Here is a 24519-nt window from a genome sequence, read left to right as displayed (position 1 = left end):
GCTGAAAATGTAATCGATTTCAATCGCGATTTTCCGGCATCTGGCGGGGTGATGTCGAAACGCCGACCGCGACCGGTCGCTCCCGGCATGTTACGTTCGCGCAGCTGGTCCAATGGCGGCTCCGGCGGCGTCGATGCAGTCGCCAAATACAGACGAGGTCCGTTCCGTGACCATTCTGCTGACGGTGCTGGCGATGATCGCTTTTGCGGCCAACTCGCTGCTGGCGCGTTCAGCTCTCGACGGCGGCGCGATCGATGCGGTTGCCTACACTGCGATCCGCCTGTGCTCCGGCGCGGCGGCGTTGCTGCTGCTGATCTCCTGGCAGCGCGGCCGCAGCATCTTTCGAGCCCGGCCCGGCAACTGGCCGTCGGCTGTCGCCCTGTTCGCTTATGCCTTGGCGTTTTCGCTTGCCTATCTCCGCCTTGGCGCCGCGGTGGGTGCGCTTGTGCTTTTCGCGTCCGTCCAGGGCACCATGATCTTTTGGGGCATTATCAGGCGAACCCGGCCAACCCTGCGCGAGCTTGCCGGGTTGGTCATTGCCTTTGTGGCTTTCCTCTATCTCGTGCTGCCCGGCCTCAACGCGCCTGATGCCATCGGCAGCGTGCTGATGGTGGTTTCGGGCATTGCGTGGGGCATCTACTCGCTGCGTGGCCGTGGCTCGGCGAGCCCCCTTGGCGATACCGCCGGCAATTTCCTGCGCGCCGCCTTGATCTGCATCCCACTCGCCCTGCTGCCCACCTTCGGCGCCGGTGTGACCGCGCGCGGCGTCTACCTCGCCGCCGCCTCAGGCGTCGTTGCTTCCGGATTGGGCTATGCGATCTGGTACCGCGCCTTGCCCGGGCTCACGCCGACCCAGGCCGCCGTCGTCCAGCTGACGGTCCCGGTCATTGCGGCGGCGGGCGCCACGGTATTCCTGTCCGAGGTTCTGTCGGCGCGCCTGGTGCTTGCCAGCATCTGCATCCTGTCAGGTGTCGCGCTGGCGATCACGTCACGCCGTCCAGTTTGAAAACGTCGACCCCGGTCCAATCCGGCGTGAACCTTTCCCTGCTCGGCCGCGACCCATGCGCAGGCCCCGCATGATGCGGCGTCAGCAAAGGAAAGAAGCCAATGACCACAGACACCAGGTGTTGCGGGTCACCGCGAGCACCCGGAGCACGGCGCGACCACCGCCTCAGGGAGAGGGTGGACGCGTTGGGCTTCGGGCTTGTTCCATTGACCCAAGGTAAGCCCCGGCGTATCGTCGCGCCGAGGGACATTCTAAGGACTGCAAGGGAGGAAAGTGCCGGGTATCAGCGCTTTGCACTTGCTTGCGCGCCAGCACCTTCTTCCACCCAACTCGGGAGAGGTGCCATGCCGTGCTTTCGTGGTGGTTCCGGCGCGCTCGCGCGACCAGCCGAACCGTCCAGCCTCCGCCTGAGGGCACTGGCGCTCAATGCCGGCATGGCCGCCCTGGCGCTTGCCGCCGGCCTGTGGCTGGCGCCACCCGCACAGGCCCAGGAAACGCAGATCATCAATCCCGGATCGATGGCGGTGACCGGCTTCTCCGGCACCGTGATCCCTGGGTTCGAGGAAGGGCTGCCACCCGGCGTCGATCCGGTCGACGAAACCTTCATCGACACCGAGCGCGCGACCTTGCGCGTTTTCGACGTTTCAGCACTTGGCGGACCACCCTCCGGCCAGCTCGTCAACACGCCGCAGCCCTTCGAGGTCCTGGCCAGCCAGATCGGCCAGGTCTTCGCCCTGACCTTTGACGATGGCGTCCGCAACGGTACCCCGTCAGGCGTACCCGACCTCTACGCGGGCGCGACCTCGCTGCACGGCATTCGCATCGTCACGCCCGACGCCGACGCCGACGGTCGGCCCGAGCGCGAGCGTCGTGGCAAGGCCGGCGCCACTTTCATGGCCGGCCAGTTCGGCGAGGAGAATGGCGGCGGACCCGGCACCATCTGGCGCATCGACGGCATTTCGGGTGCCGTCAGCAAATTCGCCGACATCGACACAAACAGCGGTCCCGGCATTGGCGACGTCACCTTCGACAAGGTTCATCGCCAGTTCTTCGCCTCCGATCTCGACACCGGCCTGATCCACCGCATCGACGCAACGGGCGCCGCGGTCGACACCTTCGACCACGGTGTTGAGGGGCGTCCGGTGCGCGGACTGGCGCCGATGGCCGACGATGGCGCGGTGATGGATATCGAAGGTGCCGCCTTCGACAGCGAGGACGCAGGCACCTGGGGCTACACCCAGGACGAACGTCGGGTCTGGGGCACAGCCTTTTATGGCGGCCGCGTCTACTACACGGTCGGTGACAAGGCCGAGATCTGGTCGGTCGGTATCGCCCGCGACGGCAAATTCGCCGGCGATCCGCGCTGGGAGCTGACGGTTACGGCCGACAAGGACCTTCCGGTCACCGACATCGCCTTCGACAACAAGGGCTTCATGTATCTGGCCCAGCGCGGCGAGATCGAAAACCGCTACGACTACAGCCAGTTCGCCGACACCGGCGATGGCGAGGTCATCCGCTACTGGCGCGAAAGCCCCGACGATCCGGCGACCGAAAGCATCTGGGTGCCGGTGCCGCAGGAATATGCCGTCGGTTTTCCCGAGGGCAATCGCCAGTCGGCTGGCGGCATCGACCTGCAATATGGCTATGACGCGCAGGGCTTCCTCAACCCCAACGCCTGTACCGACACCATCGTCAAGACGGGCGACAAGCTGAGGGACAATCCGGCTCTGGCCGAGCAGCTCGCCGTGGGCGGTCCGCTTGCCGTCCATGGCGTGCAGATCACCTCGCCCTCACTCGTCAAGCCGGCCAACGTTCCGCCCTTCGGCTCGTGGTTCGTCGACTTCGACAGCTTCTTCGAGGACCCCGAGGTCGAGGGTCACGTCGGCGACGTCGAGATCTGGCGGCCATGCGAAGGCCGTGCCGGCTACTACGAGCAGCTCCCTTATCCGGGCGATTATCCGACGCCGCTGTGGCCGCCGGACTTCCCGCCGCCCGGCAACATCCCGCCTTGTCTCGACGTCGAGGCGGTCGAGTATTTCTGCACCCCGGCCGGGCTCGAGGCCGATCTCTATGTGCGCGACGTTGCAGGCATCGGCGGCGATTCCGTCAAGGCCGATTCCAGGACGCCGGGCGTCGGCATCACACCGTTGCAACAGACCAAGGCTCCGGGCGCGCCGTTCACCATCGGGGTGACGGGGCATTTCCCCGGCGACACGGTCAATGTCGGCCTGTGCTTCTACAAGCAGTCCGACGCCGACAAGGGCGGCTACTACCCTTGCTGCAAGGTGGTGGTGCCGCTGGCAACGCCCGTCGCAAGCTGCGAACCGTGAGGGAGGGAGAGATGACAATTCATGCCTCCGCCCCGCTCGCCACGCAGAGCAACCCAACCGTCATGGAGACGATCATGAAACCCCTGTCATTTGCCAGGCGCGGCGCGCGCTGGCTGGTGGCGGCAGGGATCGCGCTCGCCGCCATGCCCTTGTCGCCGGCAGCAGCCCAACCGCTGCCCGAGGTCGTGCCTGAATTGAGGCTCGACCATGCCGCACCGCATCCCGGCCACGACGACGTCGTGCCGTTCTTCACCAAGAAGGGCGTCCAGCGCAATTGCGACTATGTCATCTACAACCTGCGTTTCGGCGCCCGCGGCAATCCGGAGAAATTCTTTGATCCGGCCTTCGCCAACGGCCTCAAGGCGTTGCGGATGGACTTCCGCGACCAGGTCGCCGCTGGGTTGACGATCGTCAACGTCCAGGCATCAGGTGACGGCACCGATGCCGTCGGCGGTCCATTGCCGGCAGCGACCATCGGCACCACGACCAACCCCAACGATACGGCCACGATTTCCGACTTCCGCCTGTCGGCGACCGATCTCGACGGCGTCGGTGCACCCAACGAGCGCTACATCGACATCCGCATCACGGCTCTGATCGACCACGCCGCCTTCCCGGCGCCCGCGGTCGTCGACAATCAGGGCTTCGTCAAGCTTTCGGCAGGCCCCGGCTCGATAGAAATCCCCTCGCACGATCCGTCCAAGCCCGACGACGGCGACTTCCGTACCGGCGAAAAGACCTCTATCCGCATCGACGTCACCGACTGCGAGCCGCCTCCGCCCCCGCCTCCTGGCGGCGACGGGCCGTGCTTCAAAGTCGAACGCGGCGATGTCGATTGCGTGCCCGGCGGCGGCGCCTACATCTACAACATGCCTGTCGGACCCGAGATGGCCGGCCGCTGGATGCAGCTTCGCACCACTACGCCCGGCATCACCATCGATCCGCCGCTGCAGCTCGTTCCGCCTGGTGGCGGCGTGCTGCACTGGGAGATCGAAGGTGCCGGCCCAGGTGATGTCGTGCATCTGATCGTCACCGGCATCGAGACCTATGCCGGTCCGGAAGAAGGTGTCGGCCTGTGCTGCACCCAGACCGTCGATATCGTCATTCCGCCCGACCTCAGGTGCCCGCCCGAGAAGCAGCCCGACATCAAGGTCGAGAAGCGTGCCGACGTCGCCCGCTGCACCTATCTTGGCGGCTGCAACTTCACCATCCGCGTTACCAATGTCGGCGACGGCCCTTACAACGGCAAGATCGTGCTCGACGAAGTGACCTTGCCAGGCAATGCGACGATAGATTCCGGGCCCAATCCGCCCTGGACCTGTCTGCCGGCAACCAGCCCGATGAGCTGCGAGCATCCCGCGACCACACTCGATCCCGGCGAGTTTGTCGAACTCAAGATCGGCTTCAAGCCCGGACCAGGCTGGGAGGCACGCTTCATCCGCAACTGCGCCGAGTACGACTACACGGCGAGCGGCAAGCCCGAGGCGTTTGGCCGTACCGACAACGACAAGGCCTGCGCCACCATTCCGATCTGCAAGCGCGGCGATCCCGATTGCCGTCCGCCTGTCGAGAAGAAGGTCGACCTGCGCATCACCAAGGACCCACGTTCGGTGTCCTGCAGCGCCGCCGGTGTCTGCAGCTTCCTGATCCGTGTCTACAACAACGGCACCCAAAACTATGTCGGCCCGCTGACCGTGATCGACGACTATCCCACGGGAGCGCCGGCGTCCTCGACCTTCGGACCGACCCCGCCCTGGGCCTGCGGTCCCGCCGGCCCCGGTCAGTTCCGCTGCGATCATCCCGGCGTGGCGCTGGTGCCGGGCGCGTCTGTGCCGCTCTCCGTGGTTGCCATCGTGCCGGCGGACTACCAGTCCGACACGATCCGCAACTGCGGTGAAGTGCAGGCGATCCCTGATGAAACGGTGCTGGCCAACAACAAGGCCTGTGCCGAGATGCGCATCCCGCATCCGGGGCGCCTGAAGCTGAGCGTCCAGAAGACCGGCGATCGGCTGTGCCGGACCGGCCAGCCCTGCACGTTCGAGATCACCATCACCAACAGCGGCACCGGTCCCTTCAATGGCTCGGTCCGCATCGGCGATGCGATCGGCGTGGACGGGCTCGGCCGGCTGGACGGCGTTGCTATCAGCTCGATCGAACCGCCCTTCGGCTGCTCGCCGGAACCGACGACGCTGCCGCTGTCCTGTGTCGCCAACGTCAGCCTCGGCGCCGGCGAAAGCCGTGTCCACAGGGTGACGGTGGTAATCCCGGACGATGGTCGCCTTGCCAACTTCCCGCGGCCGGCGCCGGCCCAGAACTGCGTTGCCGTGCTTCCGCCCGACACGCCGGTTCGCGGGCTCGATATGGCCGGTGGCACGGCAGTTCCGGGCGGCCTTGGCGGCAGCCCCTTTGCCTGCCACCGCTTCCTGATCGACCATGAAGAAAAGCAGCAGTGCTCGGAAGGCTTCGTGCTCAACCAGGCAGGCCGCTGCGTTTGCCCGGAGGGGACGAACTTCCGCAATGGCCAGTGCGTGCCCGATGGCGGCACGGTGACGCCGGTTCCGCCGGTCAAACCGCAATGCCGCCTGTTGCCGGGCCAGATCCGCACCGAAGACGGACGCTGCCTCTGCCCGCGCGGCACGGAACTGTCGAATGGCAAATGCGTGCGGCCGGAGCAGCCGCCGGAACGGCAGTGCAAGCTGCTGCCCGGCCAGATCCGGACACAGGACGGAAGCTGCATCTGCCCGCGTGGCACCGAGCTCAGGAACGGCCGCTGCGTCAAGGATGTGCCTCCGGTGCGCCAGTGCACGCTGCTTCCGGGCCAGATCCGGACGCAGGACGGACGTTGCATCTGCCCGCGCGGCACCGAGCTGAAGAACGGCCGCTGCGTCAGGGATGTGCCGCCGGTACGTCAGTGCACGCTGCTGCCTGGCCAGATCCGGACCAAGGACGGGCGCTGCATCTGCCCGCGCGGTACCGAGCTGATCAGGGGCGCGTGCCGCAAGGCACCGACGGCGCAGTGCCCCGATGGCACGTCGCTGGTGCGTGGCCGCTGCGTGCCTGACCGTCGGGACACCGTCTGCCGCCGCGGCGAGGTGCTGGTCAACGGCCAGTGCATGACAATCGAGCGTGAATGCCCGCGCGGCACGGTCGGCCAGTATCCGAACTGCCGCCCGCGCCAACGTCCGACGCTCGAGATCATGCCGATCAACCCGGATGTGTTGCGCGGCCTGATCCCGCAGAGGCAGCAGCAGCCTAAACGGCCCAGCAACAACAAGATCATTCCGCAGTGATCGGAGCGAACGCATGGACCCCCGCCGGCCTTGGCCGGCGGGGGTCTGCTTTTCAGGCCTGAGGGGCACCATTCTTTGAGTGGCGGCCTGCTTGGCTTCTTTTCCGCAACTACGGTCGGAAAACAGCCGCACATCTCCCCGGAATTGCTCTTGGCTGCGATGTGGCGGGATTCTCGGCTCGACAAGGGCGGCCGCTGCCATTAGGCAGTCCGGAAAACCGGCTCTGCCCCTTTCGAAAGGCCTGAACGTGAGCAACAAGACCCTGATCGCGCCGTCGGTGCTGTCGTCCGATTTCTCCAAGCTCGGCGATGAGGTCGAGGCGATCGTCGCCGCCGGCGCCGACTGGATCCATCTCGACGTCATGGACGGACATTTCGTCCCCAACATCACCTTCGGCCCGCCTGTTATCAAGGCGATCCGCAACCGCACCGACAAGGTGTTCGACTGCCATCTGATGATCCAGCCCGCCGACCCGTATCTGGCGGCCTTCGCCGATGCCGGCTGCGACATCATCACGGTTCACGCCGAGGCCGGCCCGCATCTCGACCGCTCGCTGCAGACCATCCGCAATCTCGGCAAGAAGGCCGGCGTCTCGCTCAACCCGTCGACGCCGGAATCGGTGATCGAATACGTGCTCGACCGCCTCGACCTGGTGTTGCTGATGACGGTCAACCCGGGTTTCGGCGGCCAGGCCTTCATCCCGGCGGTGATCGATAAGGTCAAGCGCGTCAAGGCGATGATCGGCAACCGTCCGATCGACATCGAAATCGACGGCGGCGTCACGCCCGAAACCGCACCGCTGGTCACCGCCGCAGGCGCCAATGTGCTCGTCGCCGGCAATGCCGTGTTCAAGGCCGGACCCTCGGCCTATGCGGCAAACATCGAGGCGATCCGGGCTGCTGCCGACAAGGCTGTGATCTGAGACTTGGATATTAGGGGAAAAGGCTCCCCCTCTCCGTCACGGCTTCGAAGCCGTGACGGAGAGGGGGAGCTTCCCCGCCCGCTGGCTAAGCCTCAAACACCTTCTTGCCGTCGATCCACGTTCCCGACACGTCGAGCCCGTCGGTCAGCTGCACGGCGTTCGCCGCATAGCCCTTGGCGAGTCGGCCGAGGCGATGCTCCTGCTTGACCGCTTCGGCCGGGTAGAGCGAGGCCATGCGGATGGCTTCGTCGAGGGAATAGCCCATCTTCTCGTGCATGAAGCGCACCGCCGAAATCATGTCGAGATCGGCACCCGCAAGCGTGCCGTTTTCCAGCGTCAGGCGGCCGTTTTCGCGCTTGATCGTCCGGCCGTTAAGCTGGAACGACGTGAGGTCGGTGCCGATGGTCGCCATGGCGTCGCTGACGAGGAAGATGCGGGCAGGGCCGTTCTTGGCCTTGAGCGCAATGTGCATTGCCGCCGGGTCGACATGGATGCCGTCGGCGATCAGGCCGGCCGAAAGCGTCGGAATGTTGACGGCAGCGCCGACGAGCCCGGGCTCGCGGTTGCTGATCTGGCTCATGGCGTTGAACAGATGTGTCGCCATCGAAGCGCCCGCCTCGGCATAGTCCTTGGCGGTGCGGTAGCTGGTGTCGGTGTGGCCGAGGCTGATGACGATGCCGGCATCCGACAGCAGCTTGACCTGCTCGGCCTTGACCGATTCAGGCGCAATCGTCGTCAAAAGCACCGGCATCGACGGCCGCGCGGCAATCAGCGCTGCCTCGTCTTCGGCATCCATCGGGCGGATCAGTTGCGGATCGTGCGCGCCCTTGCGGGCGAGCGACAGATGTGGACCTTCGAGGTGCAGGCCGAGGAAGCCCGGCACTTTCCGCTTCGCGGCTTCCACGCCGGCGGCGATCGTCGAGCGGGTGATCTCGCGCGTGTCGGTGATCAGCGTCGGCAGCACCGCCGTCGTGCCGAAGGCCATCTGCGCTTTGCAGACGATTTCGAGCGTGTCGACGTCGGGCTTGTCATTGAGCATCAGCCCGCCGCCGCCATTGACCTGCAGATCGATGAAGCCGGGGACGAGCATTGCGCCCGCCTCCGTGACCTGCACGCCCGCGGGAATGTCGCGGCGCGCGACGATGCCCTCGATGACGCCGTCCGCGATCAGCAGCGCGGTGTCCTGGTGCCAGGCGTCACCGTCGAAGATGCGCCCGGCTGCAATGGCAAGACGGTCGCTCATATCGTTTCGGTCACTTTGCGCAGGTTGGGCGGAGTGTCGGGATTGAGGCCGCGATGGCGGGCGAAGGCCTCGACGAAGCCGTAGAACGAGGCGATCAGCATCAGCGGATCGGTGAGCGGATGGCCGGTGGCGACATGCTCCAGCACCTTGGCCTTCTTGGCCAGAGACGAAGTGATGTGGATCGCTGCACCACGCTCGGCGAGGCCGTCGGCGGCGTCCGCTATCGACGGCTCGGAGGCGTCGCGGGCAGCCAGCGCCAGCACCGGGAAACCGGGGCGCACCAGCGCCAGAGGGCCGTGCATCACTTCCGCCGCGCTGTAGGACTCGGCGTGCATGGCGCAGGTTTCCTTGAACTTCAGCGCCGCCTCGTTGGCGATGGCAAAGGACGGACCGCGGCCGAGGATGAACAGCGAATTGCCTTCGGTCAGCTCGCCGGCAATGCCCATCCAGTCGCAGTCGACAGCCTTGGCGAAATGCTCCGGCAGCGCGTTCAGCGCGGCGAGCAGCTTGTCGTCGCCGGTCCAGTGGGCGAGCACGGCAAGGCCCGCAACAGCCGAGTTGACGAAGGTCTTGGTGGCAGCGACGCTCTTCTCGACACCGGCGCGAATGTCGATGGCGTGCTCGGACGCTTCGGCCAGCGGCGAGCCGGCGGTGTTGGTCAGCGCGATCGTCAGCGCGCCGCCTGATCGGGCACCCTCGGCCATGGCGACGATATCGGGGCTCTTGCCCGACTGCGAAATGGCGAGACAGGCCGAGTCGGCGAGCTTCAGCCTGGCGCCATAGATCGACGAGATCGACGGGCCGATGGATGCCACCGGCAGGCCGGCATTGAGCTCGATCGCATATTTGAGGAAGGAGGCGGCGTGGTCGGAGGAGCCACGGGCGACCGTCGTGACGAAACGGGGATTGGCGCGCTTCAGGTGCAGGCCGGTCTCCGCCAGTTCCTTGGCCGAGCCTTCCAGCAGGCGGGCGGTCGCTTCTGGGATTTCGGCGATTTCGCGCCGCATATGGGTAGTCGCGTTCAAGTAGCTTCTCCTTCTTGCCCATCCGGGCCGGGCAATCTCAGTTCCGCGACGAAGTCATAGGCGTCGCCGCGATAGATCGACTTGGTGAACTCGATCACCTTGCCGCTGGCAAGGTACGAAATGCGCTCGATCTGCAGGCAGGCCGAGCCAATGGGCACGGCCAGGAGCTGTGCCTCGGCTTCGCCGAGATTGACGGCGGAGATGCGCTGCACGGCCCGGACCGGGCGATGACCGGTCTTGCCAAGAGCCATATAGAGCGAAGATGTCACTTCGTGAGGGTCTGGTAGCACCGAAGCCGAAATTGTTGCGCGCTCGATGGCGAGCGGCGTCTCGTCGGCGATGCGCAGGCGGCTGAGTCTGGACACCAGCTCGCTGGCCGAGAGCCCAAGCACCATCATCTCGTCCGGTGAGGCGGTGTAGATGCCGCGGTCGAGCCATTGCGACCGCGCGGCCATGCCGCGCCGTGCCATGTCTTCGGTGAACGAGGTGAGCCGCGACAGCGACTGTTCGACGCGCTCCATGCGTGGGGCAACGAATGTGCCCGAGCCGTGGCGCTGTACCAGCACGCCCGACTTCACAAGGTCCTGCACCGCCTTGCGCACGGTGACGCGCGAAATGTCGGCCTGGGCCGCAATATCGCGCTCCGAGGGCAGGGCGTCGCCGGGACCGATCAGGCCGCGCTTGACCGCTTCCTCGATGTTCTTCTTGAGCTGGAGGTACAGTGGCGCGCCAGACTGGCTGACGTCGCGCAGGGCGGCGAAAATGCGTTCGGCACCGTCATCCATGGTGACCTCCCGCTTTGCGGAATTTCTTCACCGCCATCTGCACGGCGCCGCCGAGCGCGTCCTGCAGCGGCGGATGCATGATGGTGCGATAGCGCTTGGAAAGCAGCGGTGCATAGAGGCCGGCGAGCCCGCCGAGAAGGCAGAGTCGTTCGCTGGGCGCGAGATCGAAAACGGCGAGCGTTTCCTCGACGTCGGCAACGGCGCGCTCGACAAGCTTCTGTCCGACAGCGTCGCCTTTTGCTGCATGCTCGAAAACCATCGGCGCAAACTGGCCGTAGTCTCCGGGCTTCGCATTGGTGGTGAACTCGACAATGTCGCTGGGGTTGTCGTTGAAGCGCTCCAGCATGATGTCGGTCAGTGCCGAGCCGGCATGGATCCTGTCGTAGACCAGCAGGCTTTCCTGCAGCAGGTCGCGGCCGATGCGCGCGCCACTGCCGAGATCACCGATCTGAAAGCCCCAGCCGCCGAGGGGCTGGAACTGGCCGAGCCTGCGACCGAGGTAGACGGTGCCGGTGCCGAGTGCCGCGATCGCGCCGTCATGGTCGCCGAGCGCGCCTTCCAACGAAATCAGCGAGTCATTCTCTACGGAGCTGTTTCGAAACGGCAGCATGGCTTCAAGCCGCTGCTTGTAGTCGCCGACATTGGCGCCTGCGAGCCCGAGCACCGCGTCGGCATTGGCGATCAATGCCGGGTCCTGGCCGGCATCCACGAATGCCTGGCGGGCTGCCTCGACGATATTGTTGCACGCACCGGCAAGGTCGGTGCGGATATTGGCCGGCCCGCCACGCCCGCGGCCGATGATATCGCCGCTTGCATTGGCCAGAGCGGCCCGGCAGCCAGTGCCGCCACCATCTATCCCGAGCACAAGATCCACGGTGTTTTCTCCTCGAGGCTGATAATACCAATAAAATACCAATAGCCAAGTGCTAAATTCCGGATGGCGGAGACTGATGCTCATTCAATTGAATTTTAGGGGATTTTTGAATTGCCTTGCGCTGCAGCAAAGGAATTTGTTAACGGCGCTGGACAAGTGGTATTTTTTTGGTATTGTCGATGAAAGGGAGAGACAGAATGGCGCCAAGGCGTACAGAAGCGGTGCACAAGGATGCCGGGGGCATTGATGCCCAGGCACCCGATTCCGTTCTTCGCCTGCTTGCCGATGCGCAGATCGAAGCTGCGCGCGCCGTTCACGCCGCCATCCCCGCAATTGCCCAAGCCGCTGAAAAGATTGCTGCCTGCCTCGCGCGCGGCGGTCGTCTCGTCTACGCGGCGGCCGGAAGCTCTGGCCTGATGGCGCTGGCCGATGCGCTCGAACTGCCCGGCACCTTCGGCATCCCGCGCGAGCGTGTCTTCATTCTTCTGGCTGGCGGCCGCGAGGCGCTGGTCAATCTCGCCGGCGGTCCCGAGGACGATGTTGCCCTGGCCGCCAGCGACGTTGCCGGGACCGGCCTGGAAGCGGGCGACTGCCTTGTCGCTGTCTCGGCCAGCGGCTCGACGCCTTATGCAATGAGCGCGCTCGAAGAGGCGCGGCGCCGCGGTGCCGCGACCATCGCCTTCGCCAACAATGCAGGCGCGCCGATGTTTGACCGCGCCGATGTTTCCGTGCTGCTGGCGACGCCGCCGGAAGTCGTTGCCGGCTCGACCCGCATGGGCGCCGGCACGGCGCAGAAGATTGCGCTCAACATGATGTCGACGCTGGCCGCGATTCATCTCGGTCATGTCCATGACGGCTACATGGTCAATTTGCACGCCGACAACATCAAGCTGCACGAGCGTGCCGCGCGTATCGTTACGGCCATTTCAGGCTGCGATACGGCGACTGCCCAGGCCTTGCTCGCAAAGAGCGGCGGTTCGGTCAAGCTCGCCATCCTTTTGGCTTCCGGCGCGTCCAGCCCGGAAGCGGCAAACCAACTTCTTGAAGGGGCGGACCAACGGCTCAGGTCCGCACTTTCGAAACTCGAGGGGAGCAGTGGCTCTCATCAGTAGAGGCCCGAGAGAAAGTACAAAACAGGGAGAACTGAAATGTCTAACAGGTTGCTTACTGGACTTCTGATGGCGTCCAGCATTCTCGGCTCCGCCGGGATCGCTCTCGCCCAGGACAAGACGCTGACGATCGAAAGCTGGCGTAACGACGACCTCGCCATCTGGCAGGAAAAGCTGATCCCGGCCTTCGAGAAGGCCAATCCGGGTATCAAGGTCACCTTCTCGCCGTCGGCTCCGACCGAGTACAACGCCGCCCTCAACGCCAAGCTCGACGCAGGCTCGGCTGGTGACCTGATCACCTGCCGTCCGTTCGACGCTTCGCTCGAGCTGTTCAAGAAGGGTCACCTCGCCGACCTGACCTCGCTGAAGGGCATGGAGAACTTCTCCGACGTCGCCAAGTCCGCCTGGCAGACCGACGATGGCAAGGCCAGCTTCTGCGTGCCGATGGCGTCCGTCATCCACGGCTTCATCTACAACAAGGACGCCTTCGAGAAGCTCGGCATTGCCGTGCCGGCGACCGAGGACGAGTTCTTCGCAGCGCTCGACAAGATCAAGGCCGACGGCACCTACATCCCGATGGCGATGGGCACCAAGGACCTCTGGGAAGCCGCGACCATGGGCTATCAGAACATCGGCCCGAACTACTGGAAGGGTGAGGAAGGCCGCCTGGCGCTGATCAAAGGCGATCAGAAGCTGACCGACGCCGACTGGGTTGCGCCTTATGCGACGCTGGCCAAGTGGAAGCCTTACCTCGGCGACGGTTTCGAAGCCCAGACCTATCCGGACAGCCAGAACCTGTTCACCCTCGGTCGCGCCGCCATCTATCCGGCCGGTTCGTGGGAGATCGCGACCTTCAACACCCAGGCTCAGTTCAAGATGGGCGCCTTCCCGCCGCCGGTCCGCAAGGCTGGTGACACCTGCTACATCTCGGACCACAACGACATCGGCATTGGCCTCAACCCCAAGAGCGCGAATGCCGAAGCCGCCAAGACCTTCCTGACCTGGGTGGCTTCGCCAGAATTCGCGTCCATCTATGCCAACGCGCTGCCGGGCTTCTTCAGCCTGAACTCGGCCGCCGTGAAGATGGAAGATCCGCTGGCCCAGGAATTCGTCTCCTGGCGCGAGAAGTGCAAGCCGACGATCCGCTCGACCTACCAGGTCCTGTCGCGCGGCACGCCGAACCTCGAGAACGAAACCTGGGTCAAGTCGGCCAACGTCATCAACGGCACCGAGACCCCGGAAGCTGCTTCTGCCGAACTGCAGAAGGGCCTCGACAGCTGGTACAAGCCGGCTAAGTAAGATGCGGCGGGCTTGATGCTCGCTTGGGAGGGCGCCGCTTTGGTGGCGCTCTCCATTCCCTCGGCGATTTCGAACCTCGCGGAATCGGCAAGAGGGGTTGAATGCTCGCGCACAAAGATGCGCTACTGCTTCCCAGGCCATTGGCGGGAAGCCCGCAGAGGTCCATCCTCGCTATGATGAACAACGGCCTCCCAAACGGCCGGACCCAGGGATTTTGACATGTCGCAGCAAAGCCTAGAGCATAGCCAAGACAGAAGACCAACGCGTTGGCACATCGCCGTGTTCCTGGCGCCTGCGCTGCTGGTCTACACCGCGGTGATGATCCTGCCGCTGTTCGGTACCTTGCAGCTGTCGCTGTTCCGCAATGTCGACAATGCCCAGGTCTTTGCCGGCTTCGACAATTTCCGCACCCTGTTCGGCGATCCGCGCTGGTCGGCTTCGTTCTGGAACGCACTCGGCAACAACACCTGGTTCTTCATCATCCATATGCTGGTGCAGAACCCGATCGGCGTGGTCCTTGCGGCCCTGCTGTCGAGCCCCAAGCTGCGCTTCTCGGCCTTCTACCGCACGGCGATCTTCATCCCGACGCTGCTGTCCTTCGTCATCGTCGGTTTCGCCTGGAAACTGATCCTGAGCCCGCTCTGGGGCGTCGCGCCCAATCTGCTCGACCTCGTCGGCCTGAAGAGCCTGTTCGTGCCCTGGCTCGGCAAGGAAGAATACGCGCTGACCGCGCTCAGCCTGATCTCGGTCTGGCAGTTCGTCGGCATCCCGATGATGCTGATCTACGCCGCCATGCTGTCGATACCCGACGAGGTCATCGAGGCCGCCGAATGTGACGGCGTCACCGGTTTCTCGCAGTTCTGGAAGATCCAGCTGCCGCTGATCCTGCCCTCCATCGGCATCATCTCGATCCTCACCTTCGTCGGCAACTTCAACGCCTTCGACCTGATCTATTCGGCGCAGGGCGCGCTTGCCGGTCCAAACTATGCCACCGACATCCTGGGTACGTTCCTCTACCGCACCTTCTTCGGCTTCCAGCTGCAGATCGGCGACAAGAACATGGGCGCCACCATCGCCTCGATGATGTTCTTCATCATCCTCGCCGGCGTCTGCCTGTACCTATTCCTTATCCAGACGCGGCTGCGCCGCTACCAGTTCTGAGGGCGTCATGAGCAAGGCTGCCTCCTCCCTGCCACGCACCATCGGCGCCCATGCGGTGCTGCTGACCTACACCGCGATCGCGCTGTTTCCGGTGATCGTCATCGTCGTCAACTCGTTCAAGTCGCGCAACGCCATCTTCCGGTCGCCGCTGTCGCTGCCGACATCAGAGACCTTCGACCTGATCGGCTACACCACCGTGATGGCGCAGGGCGACTTCTTCCTCTATTTCCAGAACAGCCTGATCGTCACGGTTGCCTCGCTGTTCTTCGTGCTGCTGTTCGGCGCCATGGCGGCGTTTGCGCTGTCGGAGTACCGCTTCAAGGGCAACACCATGATGGGCCTCTATCTGGCCCTCGGCATCATGATCCCGATCCGCCTCGGCACGGTCGCGATCCTGCAGCTGATGGTGGCGTCGGGCCTGGTCAACACGCTGACCGCGCTGATCCTGGTCTACACCGCCCAAGGCCTGCCGCTCGCCGTCTTCATCCTGTCCGAATTCATGAAGCAGGTGTCGGACGATCTGAAGAACGCCGGCCGCATCGACGGTCTCAGCGAATACCGCATCTTCTTCCGCCTCGTCCTGCCGCTGGTCCGTCCGGCAATGGCGACGGTTGCGGTCTTCACCATGATCCCGATCTGGAACGACCTGTGGTTCCCGCTGATCCTGGCGCCGTCCGAGGCGACCAAGACGGTCACCCTTGGCGCCCAGGTGTTCATTGGCCAGTTCGTCACCAACTGGAACGCCGTGCTGGCGGCACTCTCGCTGGCGATCCTGCCGGTGCTGATCCTCTACTTCTTCTTCTCGCGGCAGCTGATCCGCGGCATCACTTCCGGAGCCGTCAAGTGACAACTGAAAAGCCCCTTCGCGTCGTCGTTGCCGGCCTCGGCAACATGGGCCGCAGCCACGCGCTGGCCTATCACAACAACCCCGGCTTCGAGATCGCAGCCCTGGTCAATCGCTCCGACGTGCCGCTGCCCGAGGGCATGGAAGGTTACGGCATCCAGCGCTCCTTCGAAGGCGCGTTGCGTGAACTCAGACCAGACGTCGCCTCGATCAACACCTATTCCGACAGCCATGCCGATTATGCCGTCATGGCAATGGAGATGGGCTGCCACGTCTTCCTGGAGAAGCCGCTGGCAACAACGGTCGCCGACGCCGAGCGGGTCGTCGCCTGCGCCAAGGCCAATGGTCGCAAGCTGGTGATCGGTTACATCCTGCGCCACCACCCGTCGTGGATGCGCCTGATCGGCGAAGCCCGTGCGCTTGGCGGTCCCTACGTGTTCCGCATGAACCTAAACCAGCAGTCCTCGGCCCATAAGTGGGACACCCACAAGCAGCTGATGAAGACGACCTCGCCGATCGTCGACTGCGGCGTGCACTATCTCGATGTCATGTGCCAGATCACCGATGCCAACCCGGTCGAGGTGCGTGGCATGGGCCTGCGCATGACCGACGAGATCGCGCCCGACATGTACAATTACGGTCACCTGCAAGTGCTGTTCGCCGACGGTTCGGTCGGCTGGTACGAGGCCGGCTGGGGCCCGATGATGTCGGAGACGGCGTTCTTCGTGAAGGATGTGATCTCGCCCAAGGGCAGCGTCTCGATCGTCGTCAACGAGGCGGCCACCAAGTCGGACGACGTCGATTCCCACACCAAGACAAGCATGATCCGCGTCCACCGCGCCGAGCTCGGCGCAGACGGCAGCTTCGTCCATGCCGACGAGGACCTGTCGATGAAGGACGAGCCGGGCCATCAGGGCCTGTGTGATCGCGAGCAGGCCTTCGTGCTGAAGGCCATCCGCGAGGACATCGACCTTACCCGCCACATGGACGATGCCGTCAAATCACTGCGCGTGTGCCTCGCCGCGGACGAAAGCGTCCGCACCGGCCGCCCGGTCAAGCTTTAACAGGAAGGAAGACCTGTGGGTTCTCTCAAGATCGAAAACGTCAAGAAGTCCTTTGGCCCTGTCGACGTGCTGAAGGGCATCGACCTCGACGTCAAGGACGGCGAGTTCGTTGTCTTCGTCGGCCCGTCGGGCTGCGGAAAGTCGACGCTGCTGCGCATCATCGCCGGCCTCGAGGACGCGACCTCGGGCAATGTGCTGATCGACGACGCCAGGGTCACCAACGCCCCGCCGTCGAAGCGCGGCATCGCCATGGTGTTCCAGACCTACGCGCTCTACCCACATCTTACCGTGCGCGACAACATGGCGCTCGGCCTCAAGCAGGCCGGCACGCCGACGGCCGAGATCGACAAGCGCATTGCCGCTTCTTCGGCCATGCTGTCGCTGGAGCCCTACCTCAAGCGTCGTCCGGCCGAACTCTCCGGTGGCCAGCGCCAGCGCGTCGCCATCGGCCGTGCCCTGGTGCGCGAGCCCAAGCTGTTCCTCTTCGATGAGCCGCTGTCGAACCTCGACGCCGCCCTACGCGTCAACACGCGCCTCGAGATCGCCCAGTTGCACAACCGCCTCAAGGCGACGATGGTCTACGTCACTCACGACCAGGTCGAGGCGATGACGCTGGCTGATCGCATCGTCGTGCTCAACGCTGGCCGCATCGAGCAGGTCGGTGCGCCGATGGAGCTCTACAACAAGCCGGCCAACCTGTTCGTTGCCGGTTTCATCGGCTCGCCAAAAATGAACTTCATCGAAGGTGCTCGCCTCGGCGAAACCGTCAAGACGGTCGGCGTCCGCCCCGAGCACATTTCGGTCAGTCAGACCGAGGGCGCGTGGAAAGGAACGGTGGTCCATGCCGAGCATCTCGGCGCCGACACCAACGTCTTCCTCGAAACCGAAAAGGCCGGCCTCATCACCATTCGCCTGTTCGGCGAGTACCAGACCGGCCCCGGCGCCACGCTTTATGCCACGCCCGAGCCAGCCCGCACCTATCGCTTCGGCGAAGACGGCAAGGTTCTGGGCTGACGATTTGATGCGGCGGGGATGGCGGCTACCCCTCTCCGTCACGGCTTCGCCGTGCCACCTCTCCCCCACTCCGTGGGGGAGAGGAAACGCCAATCTCGAAGGGCGCAATCTGCCAGAACTCGGTTCCTCGCCCCCTCAACGGAGAGGCGGTTACCGCCGCCTCAGATGGGCAGTCGCTTCGGCATCCACCCCATCATTCCCAATCACCACTCCGAACATGTCAGCCGCCTGCTCGCGCGTATAGTAGCCGAGCCCGATATCACGCAGCACCAGGTCGGGATCGCGCTCCAGCGGATCGCCATAACCGCCGCCGCCCGGCGTGCCGACCGACACGCGGTCGCCTGATTTCAGCGGAATGTCCTGCTCCTTGGACAGATGCGGCGGCACATGCGCCGCACCGTCGCGAAACACCGTCACCGAATTGACCATGCCATCGCGCCCGCCGAGCGCGCCCTGCGGGCCGGTGCGGCCGTGGTCCATGACGAAGGAGGCGCGCGCCGCGCCACGCAGCAGCTCGATCTCGTAGGCGAGGCCGAACCCGCCGCGCTGTTTGCCGGCGCCGCCAGATCCCTCGCGCAAGGCATAGTGTCGGTAGAGCACAGGATAGGCCTGTTCCATGATCTCGACCGGCGGCGATTTCGAGATGCCGATGGTCGAACAGCCGTTGGACAGCCCGTCATGACTTGAATTGCCGCCATAACCGCCGCCCGAGATCTGGTACATGACATAGTCGCGGCCGCGCGCCGGATCATTGCCGCCGAGCGCGAAATTGCCGCTCGAACCGGCGGGTGCCGCCGTCACCTTGTCGGGAGCCGCCTGCACCATGGCGGCGAAGACGGCCTCGGCGATGCGCTGCGACACTTCCGCCGCGCAGCCCGAGACGGGGCGAGGGTAGCGCGCATCCAAGAACGTGCCCTCCGGCCGCTTGACGATCAACGGCTCGAAGGCGCCCGCACTGATCGGCACATCGGGAAAGATGTGCCGCATGGCGAGATAGACCGAGGACAATGTCGTCGCCAGCACGCTGTTCATCGGCCCGGCGCAAGGTGCGGACGAGCCGGCGAAGTCAAAGGTCAGCGTGTCGCCGGCCTTGGCGATCGACAGAGCGATGGTCAGCGGCGCATCGACCACGCCGTCGGAATCGACGAAGGCCTTTGACCGGTAGATGCCGTCGGGCAGGGCAGCGATATGCGCCCGCATCTGTTCCGCCGCGCGTCGGCGCAGTTCGGCGATCGCCGCCGTGACGGTGTCATCACCGTAACGATCGAGAATCTGGAACAGCCTCTCCTGCCCCACATGGAGCGCCGCCGCCTGGGCGCGGATGTCGCCGATGCGCTGGTCGGCCACCCGGATGTTCGAGCAGATGATGGCGTAGATCTCGGGGTCCATCACTCCTTTCTTGAACAGCTTGACCGGCGGCAGGCGCAGGCCCTCCTGTTCCACTGCCGTCGCGGAGGCGGAAAAGCCGCCTGGCACGGCACCGCCGATATCCGGCCAGTGACCGGTGTTGGACAGCCAGCAGAAGACTTTCCCCGCGCGCCACACCGGCATGGCGAAACGCACGTCCATCAGATGCGTGCCGCCGAGATAGGGGTCGTTGACAACATAGATGTCGCCTGGCTCGGGCCGCAGCACACGTCCGTCCGATATCATCTCGATGATGGTCTTGGTCGAGTGTTGCATGACGCCGACGAATACCGGCAGCCCTTGCGACCCTTGCGCGATCAGCGCGCCGTCGATCGCCGAATAGATGCCATCCGAGCGGTCGTTGGCCTCGGCGATAACGGGCGAAAACGCCGCGCGCGAAAACGTCAGGTCCATCTCGTCGCAGGTCTGCTGCAGCGCTGCCTGGATGACGGAAAGAGTGATGACGTCGAGGGTCATGACGTGGGCTCGCTTGGCGCCAAGCAGGTCGACCCCCACTCCGCCTCGCTGCGCTCGGCACCTCTCCCCCGTTCGACGGGGGAAAGGAAAAGAGCTTCGACGGGGGAGAGGAACGGAGTCGCTGAGGAGATGACGAGCGCCCCTATCGCCGCCGGTCTTTCCTCTCCCTCGGGCAGGGCGAGAGGTGCCGAGCGCAGCGAGGCGGAGTGGGGGTGCTTGCGCGAAATCATCTCCCCACCTCAATGATGATGTTGCCGTCCCGGTCCGAACAGGCCCGGTCGCCTGGTTCCAGCACTGTCGTCGCGTCCATCTGCTCGAGGATGGCCGGTCCCAAGATCTCGGCGTCGAGCGGCATTTTCTCCCTGAGATAGACAGGTGTGTCGTGCCAGCTGCCGTCGAACCACACCGGCCTGATCTCGCGCAGCGCTTCCGCCAGCGTCGCCGCCCGTCCGGCCGGGTCGATCAGGCGACTGAGGTCGACCTCGGGTCGGGCGCCCGTCACCGATGTGTTGAGGTTGACGAGATTGGCGCGGATCTCCGGCAGTTCGACCTTGAAACGGGCGAAATAGGCCTTCTCGAACAGCGCTTGCAACGTCGCGCGGTCGACATCCGCCGAGGGCAGCGGCACGTTGACGATGTGCGTCTGCCCGACGAACTGCATGTCGGCGGAGTGGCTGACGCGAATGCTGTTCGGCCGCACCGCCTCCTGGGCGATCAGCACCTCGCCTGCCGTGCGATGCCCGGCGAGAATGTCCCGCGCCCGCTGCTCGTCGAGCAGCGCGACGGGCTGGTTGACCGTGTTGACGAAGTCGTGGCGCAAATCGGCGACGACGCAGCCGAGCGCATTGGTGATGCCGGGCCGCGCCGGTACCAGCACCCGCGGCAGGCCGAGTTCGCGGGCAAGCGCCGTTGCATGAAGCGGGCCGGCGCCACCGAAGGCAAACAGCGTGAAGTCGCGCGGGTCGTGGCCGCGCGACACCGACACCATGCGGATGGCGCCTGCCATCTTGATGTTGCCGAGCCGGAGCACCGCCCCTGCCGCCGAAATACCATCAAGCCCGGTCGCCTTGCCGATCCTGTCTTCGAAGATCTGGCGCACGGCCTCGGCCGTCACCGGCGCGTCGACTGCGAGCAGCCTTTTCGGGTCGAGCCGCCCGAGCACCAGATTGGCATCGGTGATCGTCGGCTCGGTGCCGCCGCGACCATAGCAGATAGGGCCGGGATTCGCGCCGGCGCTCTCCGGCCCGACCTGGATCAGCCTGGAAGCGTCGACACGGGCAATCGAGCCGCCGCCGGCTCCGACTGTGTGTACCGCCACCATCGGCACATGGATCGGCATCGCATATTCGATCTCGATCTCGTTGGAGACCGCGGGCTCGGTATTGAGGATCAGCGCGACGTCGGTCGAGGTGCCGCCCATGTCGTAGGTGACGAGATGCCCGAAGCCGGCACGCCGTCCGGTATGGGCTGCGGCGATGACGCCGGAGGCAGGCCCCGACATGACGGTCTTTGCCGCCTCGCGGGTGACGAAGCGCGCCGAGATCATGCCGCCATTGCCGTTCATGATCAGGAAGTCGCGGCCGTAGCCGCGCGTGGCCAGCTCGTCGCGCAGCCGCCCGACATAACGTTCGAGGATCGGCTGCACGGCGGCGTTGACCGAGGCGGTGACCCCGCGTTCGAACTCGCGTGCTTCCGACAGCAGCGAGTGCCCGGTCGTGATGTGGCCATTTGGCCAGGTCTCCGCCGCGATCTCCGCGGCGCGTCGCTCATGCGCAGGATTGGCATAGGCATGCAGGAAATGGATGACCAGCGCCTCGCAGCCGGCGACGACCAGCTGGCTGACTGCCTGCCGCACCTCGTCCTCGTCGAGCGGCTCGCGCACCCGCCCCGAGGCTTCGACGCGTTCGGTAACCTCGAACCTGAGATTGCGCGGGATGACAGGCACGAACACGCCGGTCATGCCATAGGGCTGTGGCCGCGTGCGCCTGCCGAGTTCGATCACGTCGCGAAAGCCGCGCGTGGTGATCATACCGGTCTTGGCTAGCCTGCGCTCGAGGACTGCGTTGGTGGTGGTGGTCGTGCCATGCACGATCAGGTCGATGTCGGCGACGGGAAAGCCTGTTGCGGTGAGCGCCGCGATCACGCCATGCGCCTGGTTTTCAACTGTTGTCGGTGTCTTGGCGATGCGGACTGTCCCGCCATCCCTACCGTCGATCAGCAGCAGGTCGGTGAAGGTTCCCCCGACATCGATGCCTGCCACGACATTTCCCGCCTCTGCGGGAATATTCTCGTCCATGGACTAATCCCGAAAAGCCCGGACTACGTTCCTGTGCCAGTTTAGAAAGGCGTTTTATGCCACAATCTTGACGCTGATATCATTTGTATACTAATTAATAACCCGAACAAGGTCCCATTATTTGCCTGTATTTCCGCTGCGCGCCGGGTCTGGAAACGTCGCCGCGCCGGGCGAGAGGTTTGATCGATGAACACCGCAGCAGCGCTGAAGACGGCCGAAGCCAAGCCGCTTCAGTTCCCAATCCCTGCCAATGTCTACGCCGAAACGGTGGTTTCGGTGAAACATTACACGGATCGCCTCTTTTCCTTCCGCATCACCCGGCCGCAGTCGCTGCGCTTCCGTTCGGGCGAGTTCGTCATGATCGGCCTGCCCAACGCCGAAAAGCCTGTTTACCGTGCCTATTCGGTGGCAAGTCCGTCCTGGGACGACGAAGTTGAGTTCTTCTCGATCAAGGTGCCGGATGGTCCTCTGACCTCCGAATTGCAGAAGATCGTTCCCGGCGACACGGTCCTGATGCGCCAGAAGTCGACCGGCACGCTGGTGCTCGACGCGCTGACCCCGGGCAAGCGCCTTTTCATGATCTCGACCGGCACCGGCATCGCGCCCTTCGCCAGCCTGCTGCGCGATCCCGATACCTATGAGCGCTACGAGCACGTCTTCCTTACCCACACCTGCCGCGACGTGGCCGAGTTGACCTATGGCCAGGAACTGGTCGCCAATCTCGAAAGCGACCCGCTGATCGGCGAGCTGACCCATGGCCGCGTCACGCTCTACAATTCGACGACGCGTGAGGAATCCGAGCGCATGGGCCGCATCACCGCGCTCATTTCGTCGGGCAAGTTCTACAGCGACCTCGGCATCGACAAGCTCGATCCCGAAACCGACCGCATCATGATCTGCGGCTCGATGCACATGCTCAAGGACGTCAAGGAACTGGCCGAGAGCCTCGGCTTCGTCGAGGGCTCGCTGAATGAGCCGGGCAGCTTCGTCGTCGAGCGCGCCTTCGTCGGCTGATGCTTCCCTCAGTGCCGGATCGCCTGGCGGTCCGGCGTTTTGACCATCCGGTCAAAATAACGCTTCGCCGTTTCGATTTTTCGTCTAACTTCCGCCCCGGGGACTCGTGGAGCATAGCTACACGGGCTATTCTTGTTTTGCCGCGACGAAAGCATGGCTTTCCGTCGACGGCTCTTGAGATGTCGCGCCGACGACAAGGCGTCCGGAGGAAAGGCAGTCACATGAGCGGCAAGCTGCGCGAAGCCGAGAACCCGTCGTCCGCTATTGTGACCCCCTTGCCGGCGCGGCTGGCTGCGAATGCGGCCGACAGGCACGCCATTGCGCGCAATCCCGGCATGGCGCTGGATCTTGGTTTTCTGGAATCGCTGCGCAGCGTCAACCGCTCGGCGCTGGAGCGCAGGGTCGGCACGCTGACCAAAAGGCGCTCGATCAAGGCCGACAACCAGGCGGCCTGGTTGCTCAGGTCGATCTCGCTGATGGATCTGACGACGCTCAACTCCAACGACACCGACGAGCGTGTGCGCCGGCTCTGTGCCAAGGCGCTGAACCCGCTGCGCCGCGACCTGACCGAGGCGCTGGGACTGGGTGAGGTGCTGATCCGGCCGGCGGCCGTCTGCGTCTATCATCCGTTCGTGGCCACCGCCGTGGAAGTGGTGAAGGGCTCGGGCATCCATGTCGCTGCGGTGTCGACGGCCTTTCCGCATGGCCTGGCCCCCTTGTCGACACGTCTTGCCGAGATCGAGGCGTCGGTATCGGACGGCGCCGACGAGATCGACGTCGTCATCCCGCGTGGACTGGTGTTCGGCGCCAGGTGGCAGGAGCTCTATGACGAGATCAGGCAGATGCGTGCTGCCTGCGGCGAGGCGCATCTCAAGGTCATCCTGGGCACCGGCGATCTGGCGACTTTGCGCAATGTCACGCTGGCCTCGATGGTGGCGATGATGGCGGGTGCCGACTTCATCAAGACCTCGACCGGCAAGGAAAGCGTCAATGCGACGCTGCCCGTCGGCCTCGCCATGGTCAGGGCCATCAGGGCCTATCACGAGCAGACCGGCTACCTCATCGGCTTCAAGCCGGCCGGCGGCATCTCGACGGCAAAAGTCTCGCTCGACTGGCTGGTGCTGATGAAGGAAGAACTCGGCCGGCCCTGGCTCGAACCGGAGCTGTTCCGCTTCGGCGCCTCGAGCCTTTTGACCGACATCGAGCGCCAGCTCGAACACCACATCAGCGGCCGCTACTCGGCCAACCACCGCCACGCCATGGCGTGAGACGATGGGCGCGAAAGCAATCGCCGTGGAGCTTCTTCGCACTCCCCTCTGGCCTACCGGCCATCTCCCCCGCAAGGGGGGAGATTGGCAG

18 protein-coding genes are annotated in these 24519 nt (G+C 64.7%); 12 read left to right on the top strand and 6 right to left on the bottom strand.

Annotated elements, in window-relative coordinates; translation table 11 throughout:
- Positions 1-166 precede the first annotated feature (166 nt).
- From IG197_RS13125 to rpe, 4 genes are all read left to right on the top strand, one after another.
- Entirely contained in the window at positions 167-1006 is an 840-nt protein-coding gene (locus tag IG197_RS13125) for a DMT family transporter (RefSeq protein ID WP_246765372.1), read from the top strand.
- Positions 1007-1350: 344 nt separating this feature from the next.
- Positions 1351-3336, top strand: coding sequence for a hypothetical protein (locus IG197_RS13120; RefSeq protein WP_371746539.1), 1986 nt, complete (start codon positions 1351-1353; stop codon positions 3334-3336).
- Between the two features lie 11 nt (positions 3337-3347).
- The gene (locus IG197_RS13115; protein ID WP_192319346.1) at positions 3348-6626 is read left to right on the top strand and encodes an EB domain-containing protein; all 3279 of its coding nucleotides are present in this window, start codon (positions 3348-3350) and stop codon (positions 6624-6626) included.
- A 247-nt stretch (positions 6627-6873) separates the two neighbouring features.
- Positions 6874-7548 carry a ribulose-phosphate 3-epimerase gene (gene rpe / locus IG197_RS13110; protein ID WP_192319344.1) on the top strand — a complete coding sequence of 225 codons (675 nt, stop codon included), beginning with the start codon at positions 6874-6876 and terminating at the stop codon, positions 7546-7548.
- Between the two features lie 85 nt (positions 7549-7633).
- Here rpe and nagA read toward each other — a convergent pair whose 3' ends face one another.
- Genes nagA through IG197_RS13090 form a run of 4 tightly spaced genes read right to left on the bottom strand, consistent with a single transcriptional unit; the run spans position 7634 to position 11475 of the window.
- Positions 7634-8791: an N-acetylglucosamine-6-phosphate deacetylase gene (nagA, locus tag IG197_RS13105; RefSeq protein WP_192319342.1), complete on the bottom strand. Its 1158-nt coding sequence runs from the start codon at positions 8789-8791 to the stop codon at positions 7634-7636.
- Positions 8788-9798, bottom strand: a complete 1011-nt coding sequence (locus IG197_RS13100; protein ID WP_192319731.1) for an SIS domain-containing protein — start codon at positions 9796-9798, stop codon at positions 8788-8790. The genes nagA and IG197_RS13100 overlap by 4 nt, the downstream gene beginning before the upstream one ends.
- 14 nt (positions 9799-9812) lie before the next feature.
- The gene (locus IG197_RS13095; RefSeq protein ID WP_067955263.1) at positions 9813-10601 is read right to left on the bottom strand and encodes a GntR family transcriptional regulator; all 789 of its coding nucleotides are present in this window, start codon (positions 10599-10601) and stop codon (positions 9813-9815) included.
- The gene (locus tag IG197_RS13090) at positions 10594-11475 is read right to left on the bottom strand and encodes a BadF/BadG/BcrA/BcrD ATPase family protein (RefSeq protein WP_192319340.1); all 882 of its coding nucleotides are present in this window, start codon (positions 11473-11475) and stop codon (positions 10594-10596) included. The genes IG197_RS13095 and IG197_RS13090 overlap by 8 nt, the downstream gene beginning before the upstream one ends.
- A 197-nt stretch (positions 11476-11672) precedes the next feature.
- Here IG197_RS13090 and IG197_RS13085 point away from each other — a divergent pair, with 197 nt between their 5' ends.
- From IG197_RS13085 to IG197_RS13060, 6 genes are all read left to right on the top strand, one after another.
- Positions 11673-12587 (top strand): N-acetylmuramic acid 6-phosphate etherase, encoded by a 915-nt coding sequence (locus IG197_RS13085; RefSeq protein ID WP_192319338.1) that lies wholly within the window; start codon positions 11673-11675, stop codon positions 12585-12587.
- Between the two features lie 36 nt (positions 12588-12623).
- Positions 12624-13883 (top strand): ABC transporter substrate-binding protein, encoded by a 1260-nt coding sequence (locus tag IG197_RS13080; protein WP_067955257.1) that lies wholly within the window; start codon positions 12624-12626, stop codon positions 13881-13883.
- Positions 13884-14102: 219 nt separating this feature from the next.
- Positions 14103-15044, top strand: a complete 942-nt coding sequence (locus IG197_RS13075; RefSeq protein WP_067955255.1) for a carbohydrate ABC transporter permease — start codon at positions 14103-14105, stop codon at positions 15042-15044.
- A 7-nt stretch (positions 15045-15051) separates the two neighbouring features.
- Entirely contained in the window at positions 15052-15891 is an 840-nt protein-coding gene (locus IG197_RS13070) for a carbohydrate ABC transporter permease (protein WP_067955253.1), read from the top strand.
- Positions 15888-16952 (top strand): Gfo/Idh/MocA family protein, encoded by a 1065-nt coding sequence (locus tag IG197_RS13065; RefSeq protein ID WP_067955252.1) that lies wholly within the window; start codon positions 15888-15890, stop codon positions 16950-16952. The genes IG197_RS13070 and IG197_RS13065 overlap by 4 nt, the downstream gene beginning before the upstream one ends.
- Before the next feature lie 15 nt (positions 16953-16967).
- Positions 16968-17966, top strand: coding sequence for an ABC transporter ATP-binding protein (locus IG197_RS13060; RefSeq protein WP_067955250.1), 999 nt, complete (start codon positions 16968-16970; stop codon positions 17964-17966).
- Between the two features lie 150 nt (positions 17967-18116).
- On the opposite strand, the gene IG197_RS13055 is transcribed toward IG197_RS13060, so the two are convergent.
- Entirely contained in the window at positions 18117-19850 is a 1734-nt protein-coding gene (locus IG197_RS13055) for a hydantoinase B/oxoprolinase family protein (protein ID WP_192319336.1), read from the bottom strand.
- A gap of 226 nt (positions 19851-20076) precedes the next feature.
- The gene (locus tag IG197_RS13050) at positions 20077-22146 is read right to left on the bottom strand and encodes a hydantoinase/oxoprolinase family protein (protein ID WP_192319335.1); all 2070 of its coding nucleotides are present in this window, start codon (positions 22144-22146) and stop codon (positions 20077-20079) included.
- Positions 22147-22332: 186 nt separating this feature from the next.
- Between IG197_RS13050 and IG197_RS13045 the strand changes: the two genes are divergently transcribed.
- Positions 22333-23160 (top strand): ferredoxin--NADP reductase, encoded by an 828-nt coding sequence (locus IG197_RS13045; protein ID WP_067955244.1) that lies wholly within the window; start codon positions 22333-22335, stop codon positions 23158-23160.
- 221 nt (positions 23161-23381) lie between these two features.
- Positions 23382-24428, top strand: coding sequence for a deoxyribose-phosphate aldolase (gene deoC, locus IG197_RS13040; protein WP_192319333.1), 1047 nt, complete (start codon positions 23382-23384; stop codon positions 24426-24428).
- Positions 24429-24519: the final 91 nt, after the last annotated feature.

The sequence above is a fragment of the Aminobacter sp. SR38 genome, from assembly GCF_014843375.1.
Taxonomy (GTDB): Bacteria; Pseudomonadota; Alphaproteobacteria; order Rhizobiales; family Rhizobiaceae; genus Aminobacter; species Aminobacter ciceronei.
The sequence above is the reverse complement of the archived record's forward strand: the minus strand, read 5'-3'. Positions and strand labels throughout refer to the sequence as shown.